This window comes from Pseudohongiella acticola, from assembly GCF_001758195.1.
Lineage (GTDB): Bacteria > Pseudomonadota > Gammaproteobacteria > Pseudomonadales > Pseudohongiellaceae > Pseudohongiella > Pseudohongiella acticola.
In genome coordinates, this window is sequence record NZ_MASR01000001.1 from 138,312 (window position 1) to 161,507 (window position 23,196).

The 23,196-nt window shown below is 54.5% G+C and carries 23 protein-coding genes; 19 read left to right on the top strand and 4 right to left on the bottom strand.

Annotation, left to right across the window (positions count from 1 at the left end; all coding sequences use genetic code 11):
- The first annotated feature begins 104 nt into the window (after positions 1-104).
- From lon to PHACT_RS00645, 13 genes are all read left to right on the top strand, one after another.
- Positions 105-2,546: an endopeptidase La gene (gene lon, locus PHACT_RS00585; protein ID WP_070118043.1), complete on the top strand. Its 2,442-nt coding sequence runs from the start codon at positions 105-107 to the stop codon at positions 2,544-2,546.
- 187 nt (positions 2,547-2,733) lie between these two features.
- On the top strand, positions 2,734-3,009 hold the full coding sequence (locus PHACT_RS00590) for an HU family DNA-binding protein (RefSeq protein WP_070115453.1): 276 nt from the start codon (positions 2,734-2,736) through the stop codon (positions 3,007-3,009).
- A gap of 228 nt (positions 3,010-3,237) precedes the next feature.
- Entirely contained in the window at positions 3,238-5,133 is a 1,896-nt protein-coding gene (locus tag PHACT_RS00595) for a SurA N-terminal domain-containing protein (RefSeq protein WP_070115454.1), read from the top strand.
- A gap of 397 nt (positions 5,134-5,530) precedes the next feature.
- Positions 5,531-6,010: a Na+/H+ antiporter subunit E gene (locus PHACT_RS00600; protein ID WP_070115455.1), complete on the top strand. Its 480-nt coding sequence runs from the start codon at positions 5,531-5,533 to the stop codon at positions 6,008-6,010.
- A complete protein-coding gene (locus tag PHACT_RS00605; protein ID WP_070115456.1) occupies positions 6,007-6,318 on the top strand; it encodes a monovalent cation/H+ antiporter complex subunit F in 312 nt (103 codons plus the stop codon). The genes PHACT_RS00600 and PHACT_RS00605 overlap by 4 nt, the downstream gene beginning before the upstream one ends.
- A 2-nt stretch (positions 6,319-6,320) precedes the next feature.
- Positions 6,321-6,662 (top strand): monovalent cation/H(+) antiporter subunit G, encoded by a 342-nt coding sequence (gene mnhG, locus PHACT_RS00610; RefSeq protein ID WP_070118044.1) that lies wholly within the window; start codon positions 6,321-6,323, stop codon positions 6,660-6,662.
- A complete protein-coding gene (locus PHACT_RS00615) occupies positions 6,662-7,219 on the top strand; it encodes a DUF4040 domain-containing protein (protein ID WP_070115457.1) in 558 nt (185 codons plus the stop codon). Before mnhG ends, PHACT_RS00615 begins: the two co-directional genes overlap by 1 nt.
- Positions 7,212-7,646: a Na(+)/H(+) antiporter subunit B gene (locus PHACT_RS00620; RefSeq protein ID WP_070115458.1), complete on the top strand. Its 435-nt coding sequence runs from the start codon at positions 7,212-7,214 to the stop codon at positions 7,644-7,646. Before PHACT_RS00615 ends, PHACT_RS00620 begins: the two co-directional genes overlap by 8 nt.
- Positions 7,643-7,996: a cation:proton antiporter subunit C gene (locus tag PHACT_RS00625; protein ID WP_070115459.1), complete on the top strand. Its 354-nt coding sequence runs from the start codon at positions 7,643-7,645 to the stop codon at positions 7,994-7,996. The genes PHACT_RS00620 and PHACT_RS00625 overlap by 4 nt, the downstream gene beginning before the upstream one ends.
- A 65-nt stretch (positions 7,997-8,061) precedes the next feature.
- Complete coding sequence (locus PHACT_RS00630; protein WP_317622232.1) at positions 8,062-9,474, top strand: monovalent cation/H+ antiporter subunit D family protein; 1,413 nt, start codon at positions 8,062-8,064, stop codon at positions 9,472-9,474.
- Positions 9,471-10,934 carry a proton-conducting transporter transmembrane domain-containing protein gene (locus tag PHACT_RS00635; RefSeq protein ID WP_070115461.1) on the top strand — a complete coding sequence of 488 codons (1,464 nt, stop codon included), beginning with the start codon at positions 9,471-9,473 and terminating at the stop codon, positions 10,932-10,934. The genes PHACT_RS00630 and PHACT_RS00635 overlap by 4 nt, the downstream gene beginning before the upstream one ends.
- Complete coding sequence (locus tag PHACT_RS15930; protein ID WP_083264230.1) at positions 10,934-11,290, top strand: hypothetical protein; 357 nt, start codon at positions 10,934-10,936, stop codon at positions 11,288-11,290. The genes PHACT_RS00635 and PHACT_RS15930 overlap by 1 nt, the downstream gene beginning before the upstream one ends.
- Complete coding sequence (locus tag PHACT_RS00645) at positions 11,277-12,971, top strand: Na(+)/H(+) antiporter subunit D (RefSeq protein WP_070115462.1); 1,695 nt, start codon at positions 11,277-11,279, stop codon at positions 12,969-12,971. The genes PHACT_RS15930 and PHACT_RS00645 overlap by 14 nt, the downstream gene beginning before the upstream one ends.
- A 29-nt stretch (positions 12,972-13,000) precedes the next feature.
- Here the strand turns inward: PHACT_RS00645 and PHACT_RS00650 are convergent, their stop codons facing one another.
- Both PHACT_RS00650 and gloB read right to left on the bottom strand, forming a co-directional pair.
- Positions 13,001-14,674, bottom strand: a complete 1,674-nt coding sequence (locus PHACT_RS00650; protein ID WP_169819360.1) for a LysM peptidoglycan-binding domain-containing protein — start codon at positions 14,672-14,674, stop codon at positions 13,001-13,003.
- Between the two features lie 74 nt (positions 14,675-14,748).
- The gene (gloB, locus tag PHACT_RS00655; RefSeq protein WP_070115463.1) at positions 14,749-15,573 is read right to left on the bottom strand and encodes a hydroxyacylglutathione hydrolase; all 825 of its coding nucleotides are present in this window, start codon (positions 15,571-15,573) and stop codon (positions 14,749-14,751) included.
- 115 nt (positions 15,574-15,688) lie between these two features.
- Between gloB and PHACT_RS00660 the strand changes: the two genes are divergently transcribed.
- From PHACT_RS00660 to PHACT_RS00685, 6 genes are all read left to right on the top strand, one after another.
- Positions 15,689-16,522: a class I SAM-dependent methyltransferase gene (locus PHACT_RS00660; protein WP_070115464.1), complete on the top strand. Its 834-nt coding sequence runs from the start codon at positions 15,689-15,691 to the stop codon at positions 16,520-16,522.
- 31 nt (positions 16,523-16,553) lie between these two features.
- Positions 16,554-16,991: a ribonuclease HI gene (gene rnhA, locus PHACT_RS00665; protein WP_070115465.1), complete on the top strand. Its 438-nt coding sequence runs from the start codon at positions 16,554-16,556 to the stop codon at positions 16,989-16,991.
- A 22-nt stretch (positions 16,992-17,013) separates the two neighbouring features.
- Positions 17,014-17,835 carry a DNA polymerase III subunit epsilon gene (gene dnaQ, locus PHACT_RS00670; protein ID WP_070115466.1) on the top strand — a complete coding sequence of 274 codons (822 nt, stop codon included), beginning with the start codon at positions 17,014-17,016 and terminating at the stop codon, positions 17,833-17,835.
- Between the two features lie 125 nt (positions 17,836-17,960).
- Positions 17,961-18,644 (top strand): NAD(+) diphosphatase, encoded by a 684-nt coding sequence (gene nudC, locus PHACT_RS00675; protein WP_211284376.1) that lies wholly within the window; start codon positions 17,961-17,963, stop codon positions 18,642-18,644.
- 15 nt (positions 18,645-18,659) lie between these two features.
- On the top strand, positions 18,660-19,703 hold the full coding sequence (sohB, locus tag PHACT_RS00680) for a protease SohB (protein ID WP_070115468.1): 1,044 nt from the start codon (positions 18,660-18,662) through the stop codon (positions 19,701-19,703).
- Positions 19,704-19,827: 124 nt separating this feature from the next.
- Complete coding sequence (locus PHACT_RS00685) at positions 19,828-20,847, top strand: YhdH/YhfP family quinone oxidoreductase (RefSeq protein ID WP_070115469.1); 1,020 nt, start codon at positions 19,828-19,830, stop codon at positions 20,845-20,847.
- A 54-nt stretch (positions 20,848-20,901) separates the two neighbouring features.
- Here PHACT_RS00685 and PHACT_RS00690 read toward each other — a convergent pair whose 3' ends face one another.
- Together PHACT_RS00690 and PHACT_RS00695 are read right to left on the bottom strand one after the other, a co-directional pair.
- Positions 20,902-21,420, bottom strand: coding sequence for a DUF934 domain-containing protein (locus PHACT_RS00690; RefSeq protein WP_070115470.1), 519 nt, complete (start codon positions 21,418-21,420; stop codon positions 20,902-20,904).
- Positions 21,417-23,102 carry a nitrite/sulfite reductase gene (locus PHACT_RS00695; RefSeq protein WP_070115471.1) on the bottom strand — a complete coding sequence of 562 codons (1,686 nt, stop codon included), beginning with the start codon at positions 23,100-23,102 and terminating at the stop codon, positions 21,417-21,419. Before PHACT_RS00695 ends, PHACT_RS00690 begins: the two co-directional genes overlap by 4 nt.
- Between the last annotated feature and the right edge of the window lie 94 nt (positions 23,103-23,196).

The window sequence follows — 23,196 nt, forward strand, 5'->3', positions numbered from 1 at the left end:
ATTTCACGTCATTCAGCACGTGCATGTCAGGTTCCCCTTGAAATCCCTCGCGACAGGCCTCACATTAAGAGGCAATAGCCACTACGACTACGATGAGTATTATTATGGGCGATGCTTCTGATACCCCGACCGACGTCAGGTCAAGTCTTCCTTTATTGCCGCTGCGTGATGTTGTTGTTTACCCGCAGATTGTGCAGCCGCTGTTTGTAGGTCGTCCTCGGTCCATCAGGGCGCTAGAGCTTGCCATGCAAAGTCACAAACAGGTGCTGCTGGTGGCTCAGAAAAATGCCTCAGAAGATGACCCGGGCCTGAAAGACATTTTTTCTGTTGGCACCATCGCCACCATTCTGCAGCTGATCCGTCTGCCTGACGGCACCGTCAAAGTGCTGGTCGAAGGCGTTACGCGGGCGCGTATCCAGTCTGTCGAGCTTGAGGAAGATTACTTTCAGAGCCAGGTTATGCCTTTGCATTCTGACCCGCTGCCAGACAAACAATCGCAGTTATTGTTACGTTCGCTGTTGTCGCAGTTTGATCAGTATGTGCAGCTGAGCCGTAAAATTCCGCCTGAAGTGATGAGTTCGATATCGGGTATTGATGAACCGGGTCGTATGGTCGATACCATTGCCTCGCACATGTCGCTGCAGTTGCAGGAAAAACAGAATCTGCTCGAACTGGTTGGACTGCAGGCGCGAATTGAGCACCTGATGGGGCTTATTGAAGCGGAAATCGACCTGTTTCAGGTGGAGAAACGCATCCGTGGTCGTGTCAAAAAGCAGATGGAAAAGAGCCAGCGCGAGTACTATCTGAATGAGCAGATGAAAGCCATCCAGAAAGAAATGGGCGAGATGGAAGACGGTCCCAATGAGGCCGAAGAGCTCAAGAATAAAATTGAAAAAGCCGGCATGACCAAGGAAGCCAAGGACAAGTCACTGGCTGAGTGGAACAAGCTCAAAATGATGTCGCCGATGTCTTCCGAAGCATCGGTGGTGCGCACCTACCTTGACTGGATGGTGAGTATCCCCTGGAAAAAGCGCAGCAAGGTCAGCCTGGAGCTGAACAAGGCTGAAGATATTCTGAACGCCGATCATTACGGTCTGGAAGAGGTGAAGGAGCGCATTCTAGAGTACCTGGCGGTGCAGAAGCGGGTGAAAAAATTGAAAGGGCCAATTCTGTGCCTGGTCGGACCTCCCGGTGTTGGTAAAACCTCGCTGGGCGAATCCATTGCCCGATCGACCAATCGAAAATTCATTCGCATGGCGGTCGGTGGTGTCCGGGACGAGGCCGAGATACGCGGTCACCGTCGCACCTATATTGGCTCATTACCCGGCAAACTGATGCAGAAGCTGTCTAAATCCGGTGTCAAAAATCCACTGTTCCTGCTTGATGAAATCGACAAAATGGGTATGGATCATCGCGGCGATCCGGCATCAGCATTGCTGGAGGTGCTGGACCCGGAGCAGAACAAGGCGTTCAGCGATCACTATCTGGAAGTCGACTATGATCTGTCTGAAGTGATGTTTGTGTGTACCTCCAATACCATGAACATCCCGGGCCCGTTACTGGACCGGATGGAGGTTATTCGCCTGCCGGGTTACACCGAAGCCGAAAAAACCAATATCGCAGCCAAGTATCTGCTGCCTAAGCAGCTGAAGGCCAATGGGCTTGAAAAGGATGAGTTGGAAGTACCGGAAGAAAGCATTCGCGACCTTATTCGTTACTACACCCGTGAAGCGGGTGTGCGCGGACTGGAACGTGAAATCGCCAAACTGTGCCGTAAAGTGGTCAAGGAAGCAGCCCTGCGTGACGACAAGGTGAAAGGCAAAGCCAAGGCAGCGATTCAGGAGGTCAAACTGACGCCGGACCTGCTCGAGCATTATTCCGGTGTACGCAAGTTTGACTATGGTCGTGCCGAAGAAAGCAACCGGGTAGGGCAAGTCAACGGTCTGGCCTGGACTCAGGTGGGCGGCGAATTACTGACCATCGAGTCGGTTGCTGTTGAGGGCAAAGGCAAAACAGTCAAAACCGGGTCGCTGGGCGATGTCATGCAGGAATCCATTCAGGCCGCGCTGACGGTTGTGCGCAGCCGGGCTGCGATGTTGGGTCTGAAGTCCAGTTTCCATGAAAATATTGACCTGCATATTCACGTGCCTGAGGGTGCCACACCCAAAGACGGTCCCAGTGCGGGCGTTGGTATGTGCACGGCCATTGTTTCGGTATTGACCAACATTCCGGTCAAAGCGGATGTTGCGATGACGGGTGAAATTACCCTGCGCGGACAGGTTCTTCGCATAGGGGGACTGAAAGAAAAACTGCTGGCTGCGCACCGGGGTAATATCAAAACGGTGATCATTCCGGCTGACAATGAACGCGACCTGAAAGAAATTCCGGACAACATCAAGGCGGACCTGGACATTCATCCGGTCAAGTGGATTGATCAGGTGTTGGAGCTGGCACTTGAGCGTATGCCGCAACCATTGCCTGAGGGTGACGGCCCGATTGGCAAAAAAGAGCCTACAAAAGACGAAAATGCTGTCAGCACCCACTGATTACGGCGGTTTGTGTTGACATCGCTTTCAGGCGCTTGGTATAAAGTCACGGTTGTTTTTGGCTTAATGCCGCGCGCTGTCTGGATCCTGGCGACGTAGTATTAGGCGCCATCTGGTGGGAAGTAAACCAGATTGAAACCTACACTCGGATACACCATTAACAGGTATAGAAAAACAAGGGGATACTGTGAATAAATCAGAATTGATCGAAGCCGTTGCCGCCAGTGCCGATTTACCTAAAGCAGCTGCTGCGCGCGTAATCGATGCCATGATCGACACGATTACAGACTCGCTGCAGAAAAGTGAGCCGGTTGTACTCGTTGGCTTTGGTACGTTTGGCACAAAAGACCGTGCAGCGCGCACTGGCCGTAACCCGCAAACGGGTGCCACGATTGAAATCAAAGCGGCCAAAGTGCCCAATTTCAAGCCCGGCAAAGCACTGAAAGATGCGGTAAACAGCTAAGACAGTCTGATAGCGCCGGCGCAGTCTGTGCCGGGTTGCTGTCGGAACCGGAATCTGACGGGCTTGTTTATTGCTAATGATCACACGATCAATTCTGTAGATAGCAGGCAGCCAGGGCCGGGAAAAGGGCGCATCATTGATGCGCCCTTTTAGTTTCGGCTCAGATTTTTAAAAATTCCAGGTTTCAGGTTTTCAGGTTTTCAGGTTTTTACGTTTTTAGGAAATAGTATGCTGCAGACGATTAGAGACAACTCTCAGGGTGTCATCGCCAAAGTCATCATCGGTTTTATCATCGGTGTGTTCGCCCTGTTTGGCGCGGAGTCCATTATTGGCGGTTTTCTCGGTGGTAATAACGTTGCCAGTGTTAATGGCGAGGAAATCACCGAGCAGGAGCTGGCGCAGAGTCTGCAGAGCGTGATGACACAAATGGGCGCCAATGTGCAGGATTTTGATGAAGAATTGCTACGCGAGATAGCGCTGGGGCAATTGATTGAGGATCGTTTGCTGATGCAGGCCGCCCAGGACACAGGCATGACGATCTCGGCGGATTCGCTGGATCGACAGATTGTGCGGACTCCCCAGTTTCAGGTGGGTGGCAGGTTTGACTCCGAAATGGCGCGCCGCACCATGGCTGCGCAGGGCATGACGCCACAGACCTACCGCGCATCATTGGCCCAGCAGATGATGATGAGTCAGCTGGCCAACGCCTATGCCAGCAGTGGTTTTGTCACCAATCAGGAGATACAGCGTCTGGCGGCCCTGGAGCTGCAGTCGCGTGATTTTCGTTATCTGTCTGTCCCCCTGGCCAACCGAAGCCTGGGCGAAGCCATACCAGCCGAAGATATTCGCGCCTATTATGATAACAATCCGGCAGAATTTACCGCACCCGAGCAGGTGTCAGTAAATTACGTGGTGCTGGACAAAAATCAGATTTTTAACGAAGTCGACGTTGATGAAACCCGGGTTCGTGAGCAATATGAAGAAGAACGCGACGCTGCGGTTGCCAACATTGAGCGCCGGGCATCCCATATTCTGTGGGAGCTCGGCGGCGACGCATCCGAGCAGGAACTGTTGACGGTGGCCGCTGATGTCAAGGCACGACTTGACGCTGGCGAAGACTTTGGTGAACTGGCGCGCGAATTTTCCGATGACGTTGTGTCAGCGGAAGATGACGGCGATATCGGTTATACCGATGGCAGTGTGTTTCCGGCGGCACTGGAACAGGCGCTGCTGAATCTTGAAGTGGACCAGGTGTCAGAGCCGGTGGTATCCGAGTTCGGTGTCCACCTGGTGAAACTGACCGAATATGATGCGCAGACCTATCCCGAATTTGAAGAAGTGGCTGAGCGGATTGAACGAGACCTGAATTCGACGGAAGTTGACGAGCTTTATTTCAGTCGTCTGGAAACGCTGGCCAACCTGGCGTTTGAGAATTTTGATCTGCAGGGAATCAACGACGAGTTGGGACTTGAAATTCAGCAAAGTGAATTTTTTGGACGATCCGGTGGCAGCACCAACATCACTTCGGACGAACGTGTTGCTGACGCCGCATTTTCTGATGATGTCCTGATGGAGGAGTTGAACAGCGAGCTCATCGAATTGAGTGACACCCGCGCCGTTGTGGTGCATTTGCGTGAACACCGACCGGAGTCCATGATTCCGTTTGAAGAGGTTCGTGCCGAAATTGCTGTCACCTTGCGGGGCCAGCGCGAGCGCGAAATGGCGCGGGAATTGGGCGAAGAACTGCTGGCGGCACTGGAGGCGGGCGATGATATCAGTGCCCGGCTGCAGAGCGAATCGCTGAGCTGGATTGAGCGAGAAGACGTGCGTCGCAACCAGGCTGACGTGAATACCGAGATAGTGCGCAATGTCTTCCAGATGCCGGCGCCAGAGGGAGCGGAGCCGCTGCGCCAGGGGTTCAGTCTGAACAACGGTGCCTACGTGCTTGTCGAGCTGCAGGCGGTCGAAGACGGCGATGCTGCGAATATGCCTGAGCAACAACGTCAACAGCTGACAGCGGCGCTGATAGAGAATCAGGGGCGCATGAGTTTTGATGCGCTGCTGCGAAATCTTCAGGCCGAAGCTGATATCAGTGGCCTGGCAATGGGTGCGAACGCGCCGTAGGGGCTTTGCCTTTGAGGCCTGCAATGGCCTGAGTGGCTGAGCGCAAACGTGCGAATGGGAGCCGGAGGAAACCTGTGTTTTCTCCGGCTTTTTTATGGGCAATGTAAACGTAAAGCCATTCTGGCAGGTCGGTTTCGGCTTTCACGGGTGCGGATTTTCTTGCCAATATTGCCCCGTTTTGCTAGTTTTCACCTTCGATATTTCTGGCTGTCGCACCCTGATTATAAAAAATTGACAGCATGCTGACATTTTTGTCACAAACGTGCTCTGCCGTCACAAGTTGATGCAAATTGACACGAAAACCGGCGTTTACGCCCCGGGGCTATCCCCCGGAATAACAATCAGTCGACGCTGACAGGATCCGACATCTGTCGTCAGCATTGAGGCAAAACAAAAAATGAAACACATGACAGGTCTGTTGTTTTTTCTCGCCCTCCTTTGGTGGGTGCTGTCGGGATACACCAAACCACTGCTGATCTCCCTGGGTATTGTTTCGGTTCTGTTTACTGCATTCGTTGCGCATCGCATGAATGTCGTGGATGACGAGAGTCATCCCTTGCATCTGAGTCTGAAATTGATTCGCTACTGGTTGTATCTGTTATGGCAGATCGTGCTTTCCAACGTCAAGATGGTGCAGATTATTCTCAGCCCCAGGCCCGATATCGATCCCCGTATTATCAATGTTCAAATCAACCAGCGTAGTCAGCTTGGCAAGGTTGTTTTGGGCAACTCGATTACCCTGACGCCTGGCACAGTGACGCTTCAGGTTGAAGGCAGCATGATGGAAGTACATGCTCTGAATGCTGCCAGCGCGGAAGATGTGGAACAAGGCACCTTTGATGAACGGGTGCCGGTTGGTATCGAGGAGCAATCATGATTCTGACGGCAGCCGCTCTGGCTATACTGGTAACCATGACGCTCGCCATTACGCGCGCATTGCTGGGCCCCACAATCTATGACCGCATCCTCGCGGTTAATATGTTTGGCACCAAGACTGTGTTGCTTATCGCTGTCATCGCGGCCATTGCGGGTCGTGGAGACTATCTTGATATTGCTCTGGTTTACGCCATGATCAACTTCATTGCCATTATTGCGGTCATGAAATATTTTGAATACGGCAGCCTGGGGAGCTCAGGTGACGAGGTTGCGCCCGACTCCGCAGGCAACCGTCGGGAGGGTAAATGACCATGGATATCCTACAAATTCTGTCTGCTGTCCTGCTCGCTCTTGGCGCGATACTGGGCGTCGTCGGTGCCATTGGCATTCTGCGTTTTCCCGATTTTTACACGCGCATGCATGCGGCCGGGATAACCGACACGCTGTGTACCGGTTTTTTTATTGGTGGACTGATGTTGCAGTTCGGCATGACGCTGGCCAGCGTCAAGCTACTGCTGATCTTCATGTTCATGCTGTTTACCTGTCCTACCGCAACACACGCACTGGCCAAGGCAGCCCGGCATGGTGGCCTGAAGCCCTGGGTCAAGACTGACGCAAGCGCGGCACTGAATAAAGAAGGACGGGCTACCTGATGTTCGAACAACTCATTGATGTATTCCTGCTGGTGTTTCTCGCGATCATCTCAATCGCGATTGTACGTATCCGCAATGTCTTTACGGCAGTTATGCTGTTTGGCATTTACAGTCTGGTGTCGGCCTCACTGTTCATGGTGCTGGCTGCTGCCGATGTAGCGTTTACCGAAGCCGCTGTGGGTGCCGGCATTTCCACCATTCTGATGCTGGCGACCTTGAGTCAGGTTGGCCGTGATAAGGAAAAGCCGCTGGTGAAAAAGAAAATCAGTTTTCTGCCACTGATCATCGTACTGGTGACCGGAGCAACGCTGGTGTACGGCATTGTCGATCTGCCGCCGTTCGGCGCGGCCGACAATCCGGTGCATACGCATGTGGCGCCACGATACATTTTTCAGTCCATGTCGGAAATTGACGTGCCCAACCTGGTAACAGCAGTTCTGGCCAGCTACCGTGGCTTCGATACGCTGGGCGAAGTGGTGGTGATCTTTACCGCTGGCATCGGGGTGTTGCTGTTGATTGGTGGTCGTCGACGCAGGGAGGAAGGCGCTGATGAATGATCATGTGATTTTGCGGGTTGTTGGTAAATTTCTGATCCCCTACATCATGCTGTTTGGACTTTATGTTCAATTTCACGGTGATTTCGGGCCCGGTGGCGGCTTTCAGGCAGGCGTTATTTTTGCGTCGGCATTCGTTATTCATACTTTGTTATTTGGTGTGCATGCGAGCCAGAAAATTGCACCTGAATGGATTCTTCGACTGGTGGCCTCTGCTGGTGTGCTGGTTTACGCCGGTGTCGGTGTTGTCACCTTGCTGCTGGGCGCCAACTTTCTTGATTACGACGTACTGGGAGCCTACCCGGTGGCGGGCCAGCATCTGGGCATTATTCTGGTTGAAGCAGGCGTCGGCTTAACGGTAGCGTCGGTGATCATGTTGATGTTCTTCACCTTTGCCGCCCGTGGCGAACCAGAAGGAGATGCACAATGAGCGGATTAGGCGTCTGGAATTACCTGATCATCGTTTTCCTGATGATGACCGGATTGTATATGGTTATCTCCAGCAGCAATCTGGTGAAAAAACTGATTGGCCTGAACGTTTTTCAGACCTCCGTGTTTTTTATGTATATCAGTTTTGGTTACGTTACCGGCGGCGATGGCCCGTTGTTCAATGAAACCACGGAACTGTATTCAAACCCCTTGCCACATGTGCTGATCCTGACCGCGATTGTGGTCGGTGTTGCAACCACAGCTGTAGGGCTGGCACTGTCTATCCGAATCAAAGAGTCGTTTGGCACCATTGAAGAAGACGACCTGCACAAAATGGACTCCTCACTCTAATGTTAATGCATCTTCCTGTTCTTGTAGTGCTTGCGCCCTTGTTGGCGGCACCTGTTGTGGCGCTCATGCGAGGTGCCACGTGGCCCTGGCTGCTGTCGACTCTGGTCTCCTGGTTCTCGCTGCTGTGTACAGTATTGTTGCTGGTACAGGTGCAGGCGCAGGGAGAAATTATTTACACCATGGGAGGCTGGGAAGCGCCGTGGGGTATCGAGTACCGGATAGATTTTGCCAATGCTTTGCTGCTGGTACTGATTACCGGTCTGGCCAGTGTGGTCATGCCATACGCACGCCTGAGCGTTGAGCAGGAAGTTGGTGCTGAGCGCGCGCCCATGTTTTATGCAGCGCTGTTGTTGCTTAGCCTTGGCCTGTGCGGCATGGCCGCGACCGGTGATGCGTTTAACGTGTTTGTGTTTCTGGAAATTTCCTCGCTGGCAACCTATACCCTGATTGCCATGGGGCGCGACCGGCGAGCATTAACTGCCTCTTTCTCCTATCTGGTGATGGGCACCATTGGTGGTACATTTTATCTGATAGGCGTTGGTCTTTTGTATGTGATGACCGGCACACTGAACATGGCTGACCTGGCGGAGCGTCTGCCGGCGATCAGTGACAGCAGCACAGTGCGCACCGGCTTTGCCTTTATTGTTACCGGTATCTGCCTGAAGCTGGCACTGTTTCCGCTGCACCTCTGGTTGCCGAATGCTTACACCTACTCACCGTCAGCAGTGACGGCGTTGTTGGGGGCGACAGCGACCAAGGTAGCTGTTTATATCCTGATCCGGTTTGTATTTACCATCTTTGGACCTGAATTCAGCTTTGGCGCAGAGCCGTTGGCAGAAGTGTTGATTCCGCTGGCGGTAATCGGCTTGTTGAGTGCATCCACGGTGAGTATCGGGCAGCCCAATATCAAGCGTATGCTGGCGTACTCCAGTGTCGCCCAGATTGGATATATTGTGCTGGGCATCGCCATGGGCACAGCGATGGGGCTGACGGCCGCATTGCTGCATGTGTTCAACCATGGCCTGATGAAAGGTGCTCTGTTCATGACCCTGGGTGCAGTCATGTACCGAATGGGCGGCACCTCTCTGTCAGACATGCAGGGCCTGGCCAAAACCATGCCGTTAACATTCTGGGCCTTTGTCATTGGTGGACTGAGCCTGATCGGGGTGCCGTTGACGGTCGGTTTTGTCAGCAAGTGGCACCTGATACTGGCTGCAGTTGAGCTAGGCTGGTGGCCTATCGTGGTGGTCATTCTGGCGGGCTCTATGCTGGCGGTAGTCTATGTCGGCCGCGTCGTGGAGGCGGGCTATTTTGGCGAAGCCAAAGATCCGACCCGCCGCGAAGCCCCTGCAAGTTTGTTGATTCCGGTGTGGATACTGATTTTTGCCAATATCTATTTTGGCATTGATACCCGTTTGACTGTTGATATCGCCGAAGCGGCTGCTGCGCAGTTGATGGCAGGAGGTGTTTCCCTGTGACTGCAAATACCGCTTTGATACTGACTTTGCTGACCCCGTTGTTCGGGTCGATCCTGATCGGGTTGACCGGCCGCTGGCCCAACCTGCGCGAAACCATCACCATGGTCACAGCATTAAGCCTGTTCGGCCTGGTTATTCGCGTGCTGATTGGCCTGAATGCAGGCGAACAGATTGGTATAGAACTGTTTACTGTGATGTCAGGCGTTGGCATTGCCTTTAATACCGAACCGCTGTCGATTCTGTTTGCCATGATTGCCAGTGGGCTGTGGGTGGTGACGTCAATTTATGCCTTCGGCTACATGCGTGGCACCAACGAAATCAACCAGACCCGGTTCTATGTCTGTTTTGCCATCGCGTTGTTTGGTGCCATGGGTGTGGCGTTCTCGGCAAACCTGCTAACCTTGTTTATCTTTTATGAAGTGCTGACAATTTCCACCTATCCGCTGGTCACCCACAAAGGTGATGCCAAGGCAAAGGCGGGCGGTCGTGTTTATCTCGGCATCCTGATGACCACGTCGATTGTCTTCCTGTTGCCAGCCGTGATCTGGGTGTATGCCGCTGCCGGCACGCTGGACTTTGTGCCCGGCGGTATTCTTGACGGCAATCTGGCAGCCGGCTCGGCAACGCTATTGCTGATGCTGTTCCTGTTTGGTGTAGCCAAAGCCGCTGTCATGCCGGTACATAAATGGTTGCCGGCAGCCATGGTGGCACCGACACCGGTGTCAGCCTTGCTGCACGCGGTGGCGGTAGTAAAAGCGGGTGTGTTTACCCTGATTAAGGTGGTCATCTACATTTTTGGCACTGACTACCTGGCAGAGGTTCCCTACGAAAGTATCGCGGTCTATCTGGCCGGTTTCACGGTGGTGGCAGCCTCCTGCGTTGCGTTACGGCAGACCAATATCAAACGGCTGCTGGCGTATTCCACCATTGGCCAGCTCAGTTATATTGTCATGGCGACCATGGCGCTGGCACCGTTTTCGGAAATTGGTGCTGCCATTCATATTGCCGCGCACGCCTTTGCCAAGATCACACTGTTCTTCACCGCGGGCGCGATCTATGTCGCCTCAAAGAAAACCGAGATCAACCAGTTGAACGGTATCGGCTGGCGAATGCCCTTTACCATGGGGGCCTTTGCCATCGGCGCGTTATCGATGATCGGGGTGCCACCCACGGCGGGTTTTGTATCCAAGTGGTTCATCATCGCCGGTGCCTTCCAGCTTGATAACTATTTTGTGCTGGTGGTGCTGATTCTGTCGACGGCGCTGAATGCCGGCTACTTCCTGCCCATCATCTTTAATGCATTCTTCAAACCGGAAGATGTGAAGCTGAAAGACCATGGTGAGGCACCTTTCAGCATGGTTGTGGCGCTGTGCGTAACGGCGTCGCTGACGCTGCTGTTCTTCTTCTTTAATGGTCCGGTTCTGGATCTTGAAACCCAGCTGGTAGGAGGTATGCCGTAATGAGCGAGCAACCTTATGACAAGACACTTGCCGACAATCCGCTGTATGCCGGACTTAAGCCTGTCACCTATGGTGAGGACTGTCCCCGGGTGGATGTGCCTGATCTCAAGGATGGGGAGCCACACTGGCTGGTAAGGCCGAAGACCATACGCCTGTTATGGATTGGTTTTATCGCCATTCTGGCGTTGACGGTGGTGGCTCAGCTGTTTATCGAAGTGCATGACTATTTTGGTGTGGATGGCTGGTTTGCCTTTTACGCGATTTTTGGATTTGTTAGCTGCCTGGGCATGGTGATCTTCGCCAAGCTGCTGGGTTTGTTCCTGAAGCGTCCGGATACGTATTATGACGATCTCTGATTTAATGTTCCCACCCGCGTTCATCATGATTCTGGGCGCGTTGCTGATTCCGCTGGTGCGGCCCGGCATTCGGCCGCTGGTGTTGATATTGGTGCCGCTGCTGACGCTGTTGATGATCTGGAATCTGGATGATGGCGTGCTGATGACAGCACGGTTCCTGGGTTATGAGGTGGAACTGGTCGAAGCCAGTAATGTTCGACGACTGTTCGCTACAATCTTTGCATTAATGGCCATGATCGGCGGCTTGTTTGCTTTTCAGCACGCCCGTGTGGTGGAGATGTCGGCCTCGATGGCCTACGCCGCCGGGGCTGTCGGGGTGTCGTTTGCCGGTGACCTGATCACGCTGTTCCTGTTCTGGGAATTCATGGCGCTGTTTTCCACGGTGGTGGTCTGGTGTGGCGGTACTGAAGCGGCTCGTCGTGCCGGTATTCGTTACGGCATCATGCACCTGATTGGTGGTATTTTGTTAAAAATTGGCATCGAAGGTGTTGCTGTGCAAACCGGTTCGATTGCCATTCAACCGCTGATGCTGGATAGCTTTGCGACCTGGATGATGTTGATCGGTGTGCTGATCAATGCCGCTGCACCACCGGTCAGTGCCTGGCTCTCTGATGCTTACCCGGAGGCCAGCCCGACCGGTTCGGTGATTCTGTCAGCATTTACCACCAAAACCGCAGTACTGACTCTGTTATTGTTGTTTCCGGGACAGCAGGTATTGATCTGGGTCGGCCTGTACATGATTTTCTACGGCATCATCTATGCCTTGATGGAGAACGACATGCGCCGGATTCTGGCGTACTCGATCGTTAACCAGGTGGGTTTCATGGTGGTGGGTGTGGGTATCGGCACCGAACTCGCGCTGAATGGCGTGGCAGCGCACGCGTTTGCTCACATCATCTACAAGGCACTGTTGCTGATGAGTGCCGGCGCCGTGATTGTGCAGACTGGCAAGCGTAAATGTACTGATCTGGGCGGGCTGTATCGTACCATGCCGGTGACGACGATCTGCGGCACCATCGGCGCCCTGGCGATTTCCTCGTTCCCGTATACCTCAGGCTTCATTTCCAAATCCATGATCAGCCAGAGTGCGGCCTATGGTGACCTTGCCTTTGTCTGGTACGGGCTGGTCGCGGCATCAGCCGGTGTTTTCCTGCATGCGGGTATCAAGTTTCCATGGTTTGTGTTTTTCCAGAAAGATTCCGGCCTGAGGCCCAAGGATCCTTCCTGGAATATGCAGGCGGCGATGATCATTTTTGCCGTGGCCTGTGTACTGCTGGGTGTGTTCCCGTCACTGCTGTATCAGTTCCTGCCTTACGAAGTGAGCTATGTACCCTATACGGCAGAACACCTGGTGACACAATTGCAGTTGTTGCTGTTCGCCGGACTGGCATTTTTTGTCACGTTGCCGCTGATGAAGCGCACGCTGACCATCAGCCTGGATGTGGATTTCTTCTACCGTCGTGTCGGCCCGATGATCTGGCGCAGTTTTATGCACCTGCTGGTGGTGCTCAATGGCCTGTTTCAGTCGCTGGTGGTAGAGAAGGGTAAGCGATTGCCACAACTGTGGATCCGTTATCACGGTCCGGAAGGTCCGCTGGCGAGAACCTGGCCGACTGGCAGCATGCTGTTGTGGGTTGCCGTTATGCTGGTGGTGATCCTGATCGGTGCCCGGTTGCTGTAACCGGACCTCGATCAGGCGGACGCGTCCACTCAGTCGATATACAACACCAATTCCTGGCCCGGATGGATCAGGCTGCGGCGACCAATCTGATTCCAGCGGGTAATATCTTCAATGCTGACGCCATGCTCTCTGGCGATGCGCGCCAGAGAGTCTCCCTGTCTGACTTCGTATTGCAACGCCGAAGGGTTGTTGCTGGTGCCATTGGCATCAGCGGTGGCCAGGGTGTCAGGTTCCAGCCGCAGGCGCTGACCGGGCCGCAACACTGAATCGGTGGCGATATCATTCCATGTCGCAATCTCGTTAACTGTCAGCTGATACCGGTTGGCAATACGCCACAGGCTGTCACCGGAGCGCACGGTATATTGACCTGCCGGTACGGTAGGTGTGTTGGCGACAGCCAAAAGCCCTGATGCCGACAAAGGTGTTTCTCCGGGGTGGTATGCACGCGGAATCAGCAGCGAGTCACCGGCGACAATGCGCGAGCCAGTCAGGTTGTTGGTTTGCTGGAGCACGTTTATCTGAGTTCCAAAGCGGGCGGCAATACCGCTGAGCGTATCCCCGGACTGAATGGTATAACGGTCCCAGGTAATGTGACTGTCTCCGAGTTCTGCCAGATTCTGCTCAAAGGCGGGAACACTGCCGACCGGCAACAGAACTGTGTGAGGACCATCGGGATGAGTTGCCCACTGCAGGTAGCCGGGGTTAAGTTGATAAATGAGTTCAGGTTCCAGCTCTGCCAGGGTTGCCACCAGGCCCAGATCGATCTGGGCACCCACATCATAAGCATGCACGTAAGGTTGGTCCGGCACCACGCTCAGCGTTAATTCAAAATGATCAGGATCCGCCATGACATGCGCCAGTCCCAGCAGTCTCGGCACGTGACGGACGGTTTCTGCCGGCAGCGGCAGTGACCAGAAGTCAGTGGCCAGACCGTCATCCCGGTTGCTGCGAATTGCGCGTTGCAGGTTGCCCTGGCCGGCGTTGTAAGCGGCCAGAGCCAGCAGCCAGTCTTCATCAAACTGCGCGTGCAGTGCCTGCAGATAATCCAGGGCAGCAGACGTTGCCGCCATGGGGTCGTGTCTGCCATCGTACCACCAGTCCCGTTTCAGACCCAGGCTGGCAGCCGTTGGCGCCATAAATTGCCACAGACCCGCCGCACTCTGGCTTGAGCGTGCCATCGGATTGAACGCGCTTTCAACGATAGGTAGCAGTGCCAGTTCCAGTGGCAATCCGCGCCGTTCCACTTCCTGTACAATTTCGTAAATAAACGGGGTGGCGCGCTCGGTCACTTCAGCAATGTAGCCGGGGTTGTCGCGGAACCATTCAATCTCGTCTTCAATCTGTTCGTTATGGTAGTCAAGCGCAAACTGAAGGCCGTTGCTGACGCGATACCAGACCGTGTCAGCGTGACTGGGCAGGGCTTCGGGCTGCGGAGACAGCTCGACCGTGCCAGGATTGATAACAACACCGCGTTGGCGGTTGTTACGGGTGTTGCCCGCTGTGCGTTCGATTCGGTTGCCAGTGCTGGCGTTGTCTTCATCCACCTGTGTCGATGACGGCAGACTGCTGCAAGCCTGTAAAAAAATGCCCGATGCGATCAACAGGCTTAGTGGTTTAAGGCGAAATCTGGTGCCGGGCGTTGTTGTTCTGCGCGAGATGTCGGGGGGTCGCGTGGCCGGAGTTAAACGTGGATCTGCATTCATGTTTTTGAAAATTCCATTAGCGAACATCCTGCAATCAATGTGGACAGATACAAGGATAAAGGTACTGTCTGTTGTCAGGCCTGGTCTTTGAGACGACGCAGCGCGGTAAAAAGTTCTAATCCTGACGTCAGTTTGTGTGACACCTGTTGTTCGACAGTTGCTTGTAAACTGGGACTGTGACAACGCAAAAAAGGATTGGTTCGTTGCTCCAGACAAATAGTCGACGGTAAGGTCGGGTGTTGTTTGTCGCGTTTGTTGCGTTCATCCACCTGTCGCTGCTTCAGGTCACCGTTGTCAGGGTCGGCACTGGCGGCAAATGCCAGATTGGCCAGTGTGTATTCATGCGCGCAGTATACCTGTGTTGCCGCGGGTAGTGATGCCAGTTTCTGTAGCGACCCGTACATCATCGCCGGGTTGCCCTCAAAAATACGACCACAGCCTCCTGCGAACAGGGTGTCGCCACAGAACAGCCAGGGCGGGTTGCCCAGGTCCGCAGTATCGCCATCATCAGGGGCGCTTGTGTCTGACGCACCGGGATGAAAATACACAATATGGTCCAGGGTGTGTCCTGGCGTTTCCAGTACCTCAAAGTCGTGGTCCAGAATGCTGAGCTGGTCGCCTTCCTTTACTGTGTGGTTAATTTGTCGAATGTGGCCACCGGCAGGGCCGTATACCGGTACCGGCGACGTCATCGCCAGCAGCGCGTCCAGGCCGCCGGTGTGATCAGGGTGGTGATGGGTGATCAGAATGCCAGCCAGGGTCGCTCCGTTGGCGCTCAGCCAGGCTTTAACGGGCTCCGCATCGCCCGGGTCGACTACAACGGTCTGACCGTCGGCCTGATGCAGGGCCCAGATATAGTTGTCATTAAAGGCGGGTATGGGTGTTATGGTTAACGCCATTGGCAAACTCCGCGAGTGTGGCAGTGTGTGTACGTCATGCTGGTCAACAATGATAGCAGATCCTGTTTGTTGCGTTTGCGTGGCAGGTGCTAGAATCTGCTCAGGGGTAACTTATATGGTTAAGCTGTTCGCTCGACGTCGTGCCATACCGGATCCGGTATCACTGGCGCCGGTGCTTGATAACTGGATGCAAAGTCCGCTGGGCAACGCGCTGCTGGAGGCGGAAAGGGCACAACTGGCGCCCGTGCTCAGTCGCGTGTTTGGTTATCACATGTTGCAGCTGTCGTGTTCTCCGGGGATTTCCATGGTGGATGATTGTCCGGTCGGACATAAATTCCGCTTTGCGCCGGGCTGGGATGCAGAGCGCCAGGTCCCGGTAGCCAATAATGAGGCGCTGCCACTGGGCACGGACAGTATTGATGCCGTACTTTTGCACCACGCTCTGGACTTCACCCCGGACAGTCATCGCTTGCTGCGGGAGGCGACCCGCGTATTGATGCCTGGTGGCCGGCTATTGATTGTGGGGTTTAATCCGGTCAGTTTGTGGGGCGCCAGCGGGTTGCTACGCTGGCGTCGATCGACGCCCTGGAATGCCCGTTTCATCTCGCGCAGACGCCTGACAGACTGGTTAAGTCTGCTGGACTTTCATGTCGAGCGGGTTACTTATGGCGGCTTTCTGCCACCCATCAGGCATCCACGCATTCTGTCGCATGCGGACAGGTTTGAGCATTGGTTCGATCGGCTGGGCAATCCAACAGGTGCCTTTTACCTGATTGTTGCCAGTAAACAGCGCATGCCTCTGACACCGGTGGTGTCACGCTGGCCGAAGCTGAGGGCGCCGGCGCTGGGTTCACCACTGGCTGAAACCGGGCGTGTGGCATCGGGACGGGGTACCGTGATACCGATGCCGCCGCGCAAGAACCTGCATCGTAAAAAAACAGATGATTAAGCAGTTTAGCTTTTAGTAAAGGATTAATAATTTGCAGGATGTAGTTGAAATATATACAGATGGGGCTTGCAAAGGTAACCCCGGTAAAGGCGGTTGGGGGGTTGTTCTCAGCTTCCGGGGTACAGAAAAGACGCTACATGGCGGCGAGATCATGACCACCAATAATCGTATGGAGCTGACAGCCGTGATCAGGGCACTGGAAGCCCTGAAAAAGCCGGGCTGCAAGGTGGTATTACACAGCGACTCAAAATATGTGCTAAACGGGATAGAGCAGTGGCTTGCCGGCTGGAAGCAGCGAGGCTGGAAAACCTCGGCGAAAAAGCCGGTGTTGAATCAGGACTTGTGGCAACAACTGGACATTCTGAGCCAGGCTCATGACATCGACTGGCGCTGGGTCAAAGGACACAGCGGCGATGTCGGTAACGAGCGCGCCGATGAGCTGGCCAATCTGGGAATAACAGAGCTATAGCCGCAGCGCTTGGTGGAGAATTATGCGTCAGATAGTACTGGATACTGAAACCACCGGCCTGGATCCGGTCAGTCACCGAATCATTGAAATCGGCTGTGTCGAGCTGGAGCGACGGCGCCTCACCGGCCGCCACTACCATCAATATACCAACCCCATGCGGGACGTCGACGAGGCCGCGCAGGAAGTGCATGGCATCAGCAATGAGTTTCTGCAGGACAAGCCGGAATTTTCCGCGGTCGTGGATGAGTTCCTGGCGTTTGTCACCGGTGCTGAACTGCTGATTCATAATGCTCCTTTTGACATTGGTTTTCTTGACGCGGAGCTGGCTCGCCTGGGCGACACCTATGGGCGTATGGCTGATTACTGCACGGTAACCGATACACTGGGCATGGCCCGTCGTAAACACCCGGGGCAACGCAATAGTCTGGACGCGCTGTGCAAGCGCTACGGTGTTGATAATTCACAACGTGATCTGCACGGCGCCTTGCTGGATGCTGAAATTCTGGCAGACGTTTATCTGATGCTCAGTGGTGGTCAGACCGACCTGTCGCTGGCGGCAGAGGAGTCGGCCGGGAGTGACGAACATAAGCCCGGACACGGGCGCGTGCGTGAAGACCTGGTGTTGGCAGTGGTTCAGCCCACCTCCGAAGAGCTGGGTGCACATGATGCGTTTCTGACGCATATCAACAAAATCAGTGGTGAGCGATGCCTGTGGTTGCAGAGTGATCGCGAGGTACCAGCACCCGAGAGTGTTGCTGTCAGCACGGTGGCACTGGCTGAAGGTCTTGATGACGACGACCTGGATGATGATCAGGAAGATGAGCTGGCCGGGGAGCACGTTTGACCGCTGACGACCATCAGAACCATACACAGCATGACCTGATTCTGTTCTATCAAGGCAGACTCCTGTTAAACGGAGATAGTCCGGTGTGGCCGTCTGCCCGCTTTACAGGCTTGGAGGCGTTTGTCATGTGTCGCGTGCATGTGACAGCGCTGGCGTCAGACCAGCTTCCTTATGATGCCCTGCAGCTGTCCCACTTGCCACCAGAGCTCGACGATATCGAACCCACGCCGGTGCGCGAATTTCTCGTGCATCAGGGCTTTGATGCCTTCATTCTGGCGGGGCGTGCCAGTCAGCTGCTGAACTGGTTTGACAGCCATCGTTATTGTGGCCGCTGTGGTTCGCCTACCCACCTGGTTAACCCGCAGCGCGTATTAAGTTGTCCGCAATGCGAGGTGGATTATTACCCAAGAATCAACCCCTGCGTCATTGTCCTGATTACCCGGGGTGATCAGATCCTGCTGGCCAGGAGTGTCAGGCCAGGAGCCACTTTTTTCAGTTGCCTGGCTGGTTTCATAGAGCCGGGTGAAAGTGCGGAACAGGCGGTAGCGCGTGAAGTATTGGAAGAGGTCGGTGTCGAAGTAGACAATATTCGTTATGTCAAAAGCCAGCCCTGGCCGTTTCCTTCGCAGTTGATGTTGGGGTTTTATGCGGACTATGTCAGTGGTGACATCGTGCCGGAAGCGGCCGAAATCGCTGAAGCGCACTGGTATGACGTCGATAAGCTGCCGCAGATACCATCACCGGCGATCAGTGTCGCCGGGCAACTGATACAGGAATATTGTGATGCTGTGATAGCATCGACAGATTGATAAAGGAGTAGGACTTTGGAATACGTTATTGAGTATGTGGTTTTTCTGGCCAAGACGGCAACAATTGTTATTGCCGTGTTTGCCATTCTCAGCATGATGATTGCTGCTGGTCAGCGTAACCGGCGGCATCTGCAGCGCGGGCATCTGAGTGTGACTCACGTCAACAAGGAACTGGAGTCGATGCAGCAGGGTCTGCAACGCTCTGTTCTGGACAAGTTTTCCCTCAAACGCTTCCATAAAGCGGAAAAAAAGCGTCTGAAAGATGAAGAGAAAAAGCTGAAAACCGACAGTGGTGAAACACGTCGGCGGCGTGTTTACATTCTGGGGTTTGACGGTGACATGGAAGCCTCCGGGCTGGAATCATTGCGTCAGGAAATCACGGCCGTATTGACCATGGCAGAGCCGCAGGATGAAGTCATGCTGCGCCTGGAGAGCCCGGGCGGTATGGTTCACGCCTACGGCCTGGCGTCTTCGCAATTGCTGCGCTTTCGCCAACAGAAGATACCGTTAACAATCTGTGTGGACAAAGTCGCGGCCAGTGGTGGTTATATGATGGCCTGCGTGGCAGACCGCATTATTGCCGCGCCGTTTGCCATTCTTGGCTCCATCGGGGTGTTGGTACAACTGCCTAATATACACAGGCTGTTGAAAAAAAATGACGTTGACTTCGAAATGATTACTGCCGGTGAGTACAAACGCACACTGACACCGTTCAGCGAAATCACCGAGAAAGGGCGGGAAAAAACCAAACAGGATGTTGAAGAAATGCATGTCCTGTTCAAACAGTGGGTCAAGCAATACCGCCCGGTGGTGGACATTGATGTTATTTCCACAGGCGAAACCTGGGTCGGCACACAGGCGCAGGAGCGTAAAATGGTGGACACGATCAGCACCAGCGACGACTACATTGTTGATGCCTGTAAAGAGTCGGATGTCTACGAAGTCAATTATGAAATCCGTGTGCCGCTGGGTGAAAAACTGGGCGGTGTTCTGCAGAAGGCGATGGACAAAACGTTGTTGACCTGGTGGCAGCGGCTGCGAGAGCAACGCCAGTTCTGACATCGGGCCGGTCGTGTTAGCGGTACTGACGCCAGTGTCATATCCAGTACCAGAGCAACGGCCAGAAAGCCCAGCCGTCACTGCTACGGCACAGATTGTCATTCACTAAACCACAGGAAATTTTATGAAACTGGATCAGGAAACCTTTAACGCTTTCGTCGTGCAGGAGCAGGTACAGGAGGGCGCCAAACCTGTGTATCAGGGCGCCGTCACGCAGCGCAAAGTCGCCGATTTGCCGGCAGGCGATGTGCTGATTCGTGTTGCCTACTCCTCGCTAAACTTCAAGGATGCGCTGTCGTCTGTTGGCAACAAGGGCGTGACTCGGCAATACCCGCATACGCCGGGCATTGATGCTGCCGGTGTTGTCGCGGAATCCAGCAGTGACGAGTTTATCGAAGGTGACGACGTCATTGTCATTGGCTACGATCTGGGCATGAATACGGCTGGCGGTTTCGGTCAGTATATTCGGGTACCGGCAGGCTGGGTCGTGAAACGGCCGGCGGGACTGAGCCTGCAAGAGAGTATGATCATCGGTACTGCCGGGTTCACGGCGGCACTGTGTGTCGATAAGCTGTTGCAGAACGGACTGCAGCCCGAGCAGGGGCCGGTGCTGGTGACCGGGGCCAGTGGTGGCGTTGGCAGTTTCGCTGTGGCCTTGCTGGCACAGTTGGGGTACCAGGTTACTGCCATGACGGGTTCGACCGGATCGCATGATTTCCTGCGCAGTCTGGGCGCCAGTGACATAATCGGGCGTGATGATTATATGGAAGTATCCGCCAAACCAATGAGCAAAGAATTGTGGGCGGGTGCTGTTGATGTGGTGGGCGGCGATATTCTGTTTAACGTGGTTAAATCGTTGCAGTACGGTGGCAGTGTTGCCTGTTGTGGATTGGTGGCGTCGCCGCAGTTTCAGGCCAGTGTGTTTCCTTTTATTCTGCGCGGGGTCAATTTGCTTGGCGTGGATTCAGTGAACCTGCCGCTGACGCACAAGCGCCAGGTGTGGCAGAAACTGGCCGAGCAATGGAAGTTGCAGCATCTGGCTGAGCTGGAAACACGGGTGGGTATGGATGGGTTGGGCGATGCCCTGACCAGCGTACTGCGTGGTGACAGCACCGGTCGGCTGGTGCTGGACCTTTCGTCCTGAACTGACCTGTCCGCCTGTCCGGGCCTGCCGACTTCAGGCCCGGACGCATGCGGATCAGGCCCGGCGGCGAAACAGTGGTTCAGGCCGGTCGACGCTGGCCTGGTAGGCGTCCCTGAAATCAGTCAGGGCGCCCAGCGCGGCGTCGGCGTTCTGGTCGTCGCGCAAGGCAAAGGCATTAAATCCACAGCGTGCCATGTAGAACAGTTGATCACGCAGGACATCCCCGATGGCGCGCAGTTCCCCGGTATAACCCATATTCTGGCGTAATTCGCGCGCACTGCTATAGGCTCGGCCGTCACTGAATGCAGGGAAATTGAGTGCAATCAATGGCAGGCGCGATAGATCCTCGGCCAGCGCAAGCGGAGTTTCATTGCTTTGCAGCCAGACCCCGGTTTTTCCCGGGCGTGCCAGCAGTTGCTCCCGTATCTCCAGCCAGCAGTTCAACGGCACAATAATATCGTCGCCGTCATGCTGCGCCAGTTTATCCGCCTGTGTATCGCCCAGTGTATCGGCTGCGAGCAGGACCCAGTTGTCAGTGCTGATGCTGCCGTCTTTGATCAATGTCTGGCTCATGAGGCGGCTCCCTGTGCGCTGCGCGATTTGTCTTTGCTGCCGTAGAGCGCATCCTTGAAGGGCTCCATGCCGATACGGTTATAGGTGTTCAGAAAAGCCTCTTGTGGCTCGCGGCTTTTTTTGTAGACTGCCACGATTTTTTCTATCACCACCGGGATTTCATCCTGGGAGAATGCCGGGCCAACGATTTTACCGAGCGCGGTGTTGTTGTCGGCAGAACCGCCCAGTGACACCTGATAATACTCTTCGCCTTTCTTGTCGACGCCCAGAATGCCGATGTTGCCGACATGGTGGTGGCCGCAGGCGTTCATGCAGCCGGAAATGTTCAGCGACACGCTGCCGATATCACGTAGCTCTTCATGACTGAAGCGACGCTGTATGGATTCGGCAATGGGAATTGATTTGGCATTTGCAAGCGCGCAGAAATCGCCGCCAGGGCAGCAGATCATGTCGTTAAGCAGACCCAGGTTGTCAGCTTCCAGACTCTGGGTTTTCAGGTTTTGCCACAGTTGATAAAGCTGATCCTGCTCGACATCAGCGAATACGATGTTCTGGGTGTGGGCAATACGCATTTCCCCGAAGCTGTAGGTGTCCGCCATATCAGCAACAAAACGCATCTGAGCCGAATCCAGGTCACCCGGGGCAAACCCGGTTTTTTTGACGCAGATGGTGACAATGGCATAACCCTGTTTTTTGTGTGCCGCAACGTTCTGCTGGTACCAGGCGGCAAACATGACGTCGCTGCTCAGCGCCTGCTTCAGGGTGTCGCTCTGCGCCGGCAGGTCTTTGTAGGCGGGGTCATGGAAAAAAGCACGGCAGCGCTCGACTTCATCCTGGGTCAGCGTCATCGGGCCATCCTTGATGGCTTGCCATTCTGCCTCGACCTTGTCTCGGAAGTTGTCGACGCCGCTTTCCTTGACCAGAATCTTGATGCGCGCCTTGTATTTGTTGTCGCGCCGGCCTTCGCGGTTGTAGACCCGCAAGATGGCATCCAGATAAGACAGCAGGTGTTGTTGCGGCAGAAACTCGCAAATCTCACTGCCAATGACTGGCGTCCGACCCAGACCGCCACCGACCAGCACACGAAAACCTATGTCGCCGGCGTCATTGCGCACAATATACAGGCCGATATCGTGTACCTGAGTGGCAGCCTGGTCGCGGCGAGTACCACAGACAGCAATCTTGAATTTGCGGGGCAGGTAGGCAAATTCGGGGTGGAAGGTTGACCACTGGCGGATGATTTCGCAATAGGCACGGGCGTCTTCGACCTCGTCCGCGGACACGCCGGCAAACTGATCGGTGGTGGTATTGCGGATGCAGTTTCCGCTGGTCTGAATGGCGTGCATTTCCACTTCTGCCAGATGCGCAAGAATGTCAGGCACTTCGGCCAGTGCAGGCCAGTTGAACTGAATGTTTTGCCGCGTGGTCAGGTGGGCATAACCCTTGTCGTAGTAATCTGCAATGTGCGCCAGTTTGCGCAATTGCGTCGAGGAGAGCATGCCGTAGGGGATGGCAATGCGCAGCATGGGTGCGAGCCGCTGGACATAAAGACCATTTTGCAGACGTAGCGGAAGAAACTCAGAATCGCTGAGCTGGCCAGCCAGGTAGCGACTGGTCTGGTCCCGGAATTGTGCGACACGATCCGCCAGCATCTGGTGGTCGTAATTATCATATCGATACATAGTTTTGCCTTGCTGCCTGCTGATTTTGTCAAATGTATTTAGCTGATTTTCTTGATTCTGTGCCGGAAGTCATTAAAATGCGCCTCCGAAAGTC

Bases quoted from the DNA above. Each gene is read 5' to 3' on its own strand.
- PHACT_RS00595 (WP_070115454.1), top strand. From the start codon at position 3,238: ATGCTGCAGACGATTAGAGACAACTCTCAGGGTGTCATCGCCAAAGTC.
- PHACT_RS00620 (WP_070115458.1), top strand. From the start codon at position 7,212: ATGAATGATCATGTGATTTTGCGGGTTGTTGGTAAATTTCTGATCCCC.
- PHACT_RS00605 (WP_070115456.1), top strand. From the start codon at position 6,007: ATGATTCTGACGGCAGCCGCTCTGGCTATACTGGTAACCATGACGCTC.
- PHACT_RS00600 (WP_070115455.1), top strand. From the start codon at position 5,531: ATGAAACACATGACAGGTCTGTTGTTTTTTCTCGCCCTCCTTTGGTGG.
- PHACT_RS00650 (WP_169819360.1), bottom strand. From the start codon at position 14,674: ATGAATGCAGATCCACGTTTAACTCCGGCCACGCGACCCCCCGACATC.
- nudC (WP_211284376.1), top strand. From the start codon at position 17,961: ATGTGTCGCGTGCATGTGACAGCGCTGGCGTCAGACCAGCTTCCTTAT.
- PHACT_RS00645 (WP_070115462.1), top strand. From the start codon at position 11,277: ATGACGATCTCTGATTTAATGTTCCCACCCGCGTTCATCATGATTCTG.
- mnhG (WP_070118044.1), top strand. From the start codon at position 6,321: ATGGATATCCTACAAATTCTGTCTGCTGTCCTGCTCGCTCTTGGCGCG.
- PHACT_RS00615 (WP_070115457.1), top strand. From the start codon at position 6,662: ATGTTCGAACAACTCATTGATGTATTCCTGCTGGTGTTTCTCGCGATC.
- PHACT_RS00660 (WP_070115464.1), top strand. From the start codon at position 15,689: ATGGTTAAGCTGTTCGCTCGACGTCGTGCCATACCGGATCCGGTATCA.
- PHACT_RS00630 (WP_317622232.1), top strand. From the start codon at position 8,062: ATGCGAGGTGCCACGTGGCCCTGGCTGCTGTCGACTCTGGTCTCCTGG.
- PHACT_RS00690 (WP_070115470.1), bottom strand. From the start codon at position 21,420: ATGAGCCAGACATTGATCAAAGACGGCAGCATCAGCACTGACAACTGG.
- PHACT_RS15930 (WP_083264230.1), top strand. From the start codon at position 10,934: ATGAGCGAGCAACCTTATGACAAGACACTTGCCGACAATCCGCTGTAT.
- gloB (WP_070115463.1), bottom strand. From the start codon at position 15,573: ATGGCGTTAACCATAACACCCATACCCGCCTTTAATGACAACTATATC.
- PHACT_RS00695 (WP_070115471.1), bottom strand. From the start codon at position 23,102: ATGTATCGATATGATAATTACGACCACCAGATGCTGGCGGATCGTGTC.
- lon (WP_070118043.1), top strand. From the start codon at position 105: ATGGGCGATGCTTCTGATACCCCGACCGACGTCAGGTCAAGTCTTCCT.
- PHACT_RS00685 (WP_070115469.1), top strand. From the start codon at position 19,828: ATGAAACTGGATCAGGAAACCTTTAACGCTTTCGTCGTGCAGGAGCAG.
- dnaQ (WP_070115466.1), top strand. From the start codon at position 17,014: ATGCGTCAGATAGTACTGGATACTGAAACCACCGGCCTGGATCCGGTC.
- PHACT_RS00625 (WP_070115459.1), top strand. From the start codon at position 7,643: ATGAGCGGATTAGGCGTCTGGAATTACCTGATCATCGTTTTCCTGATG.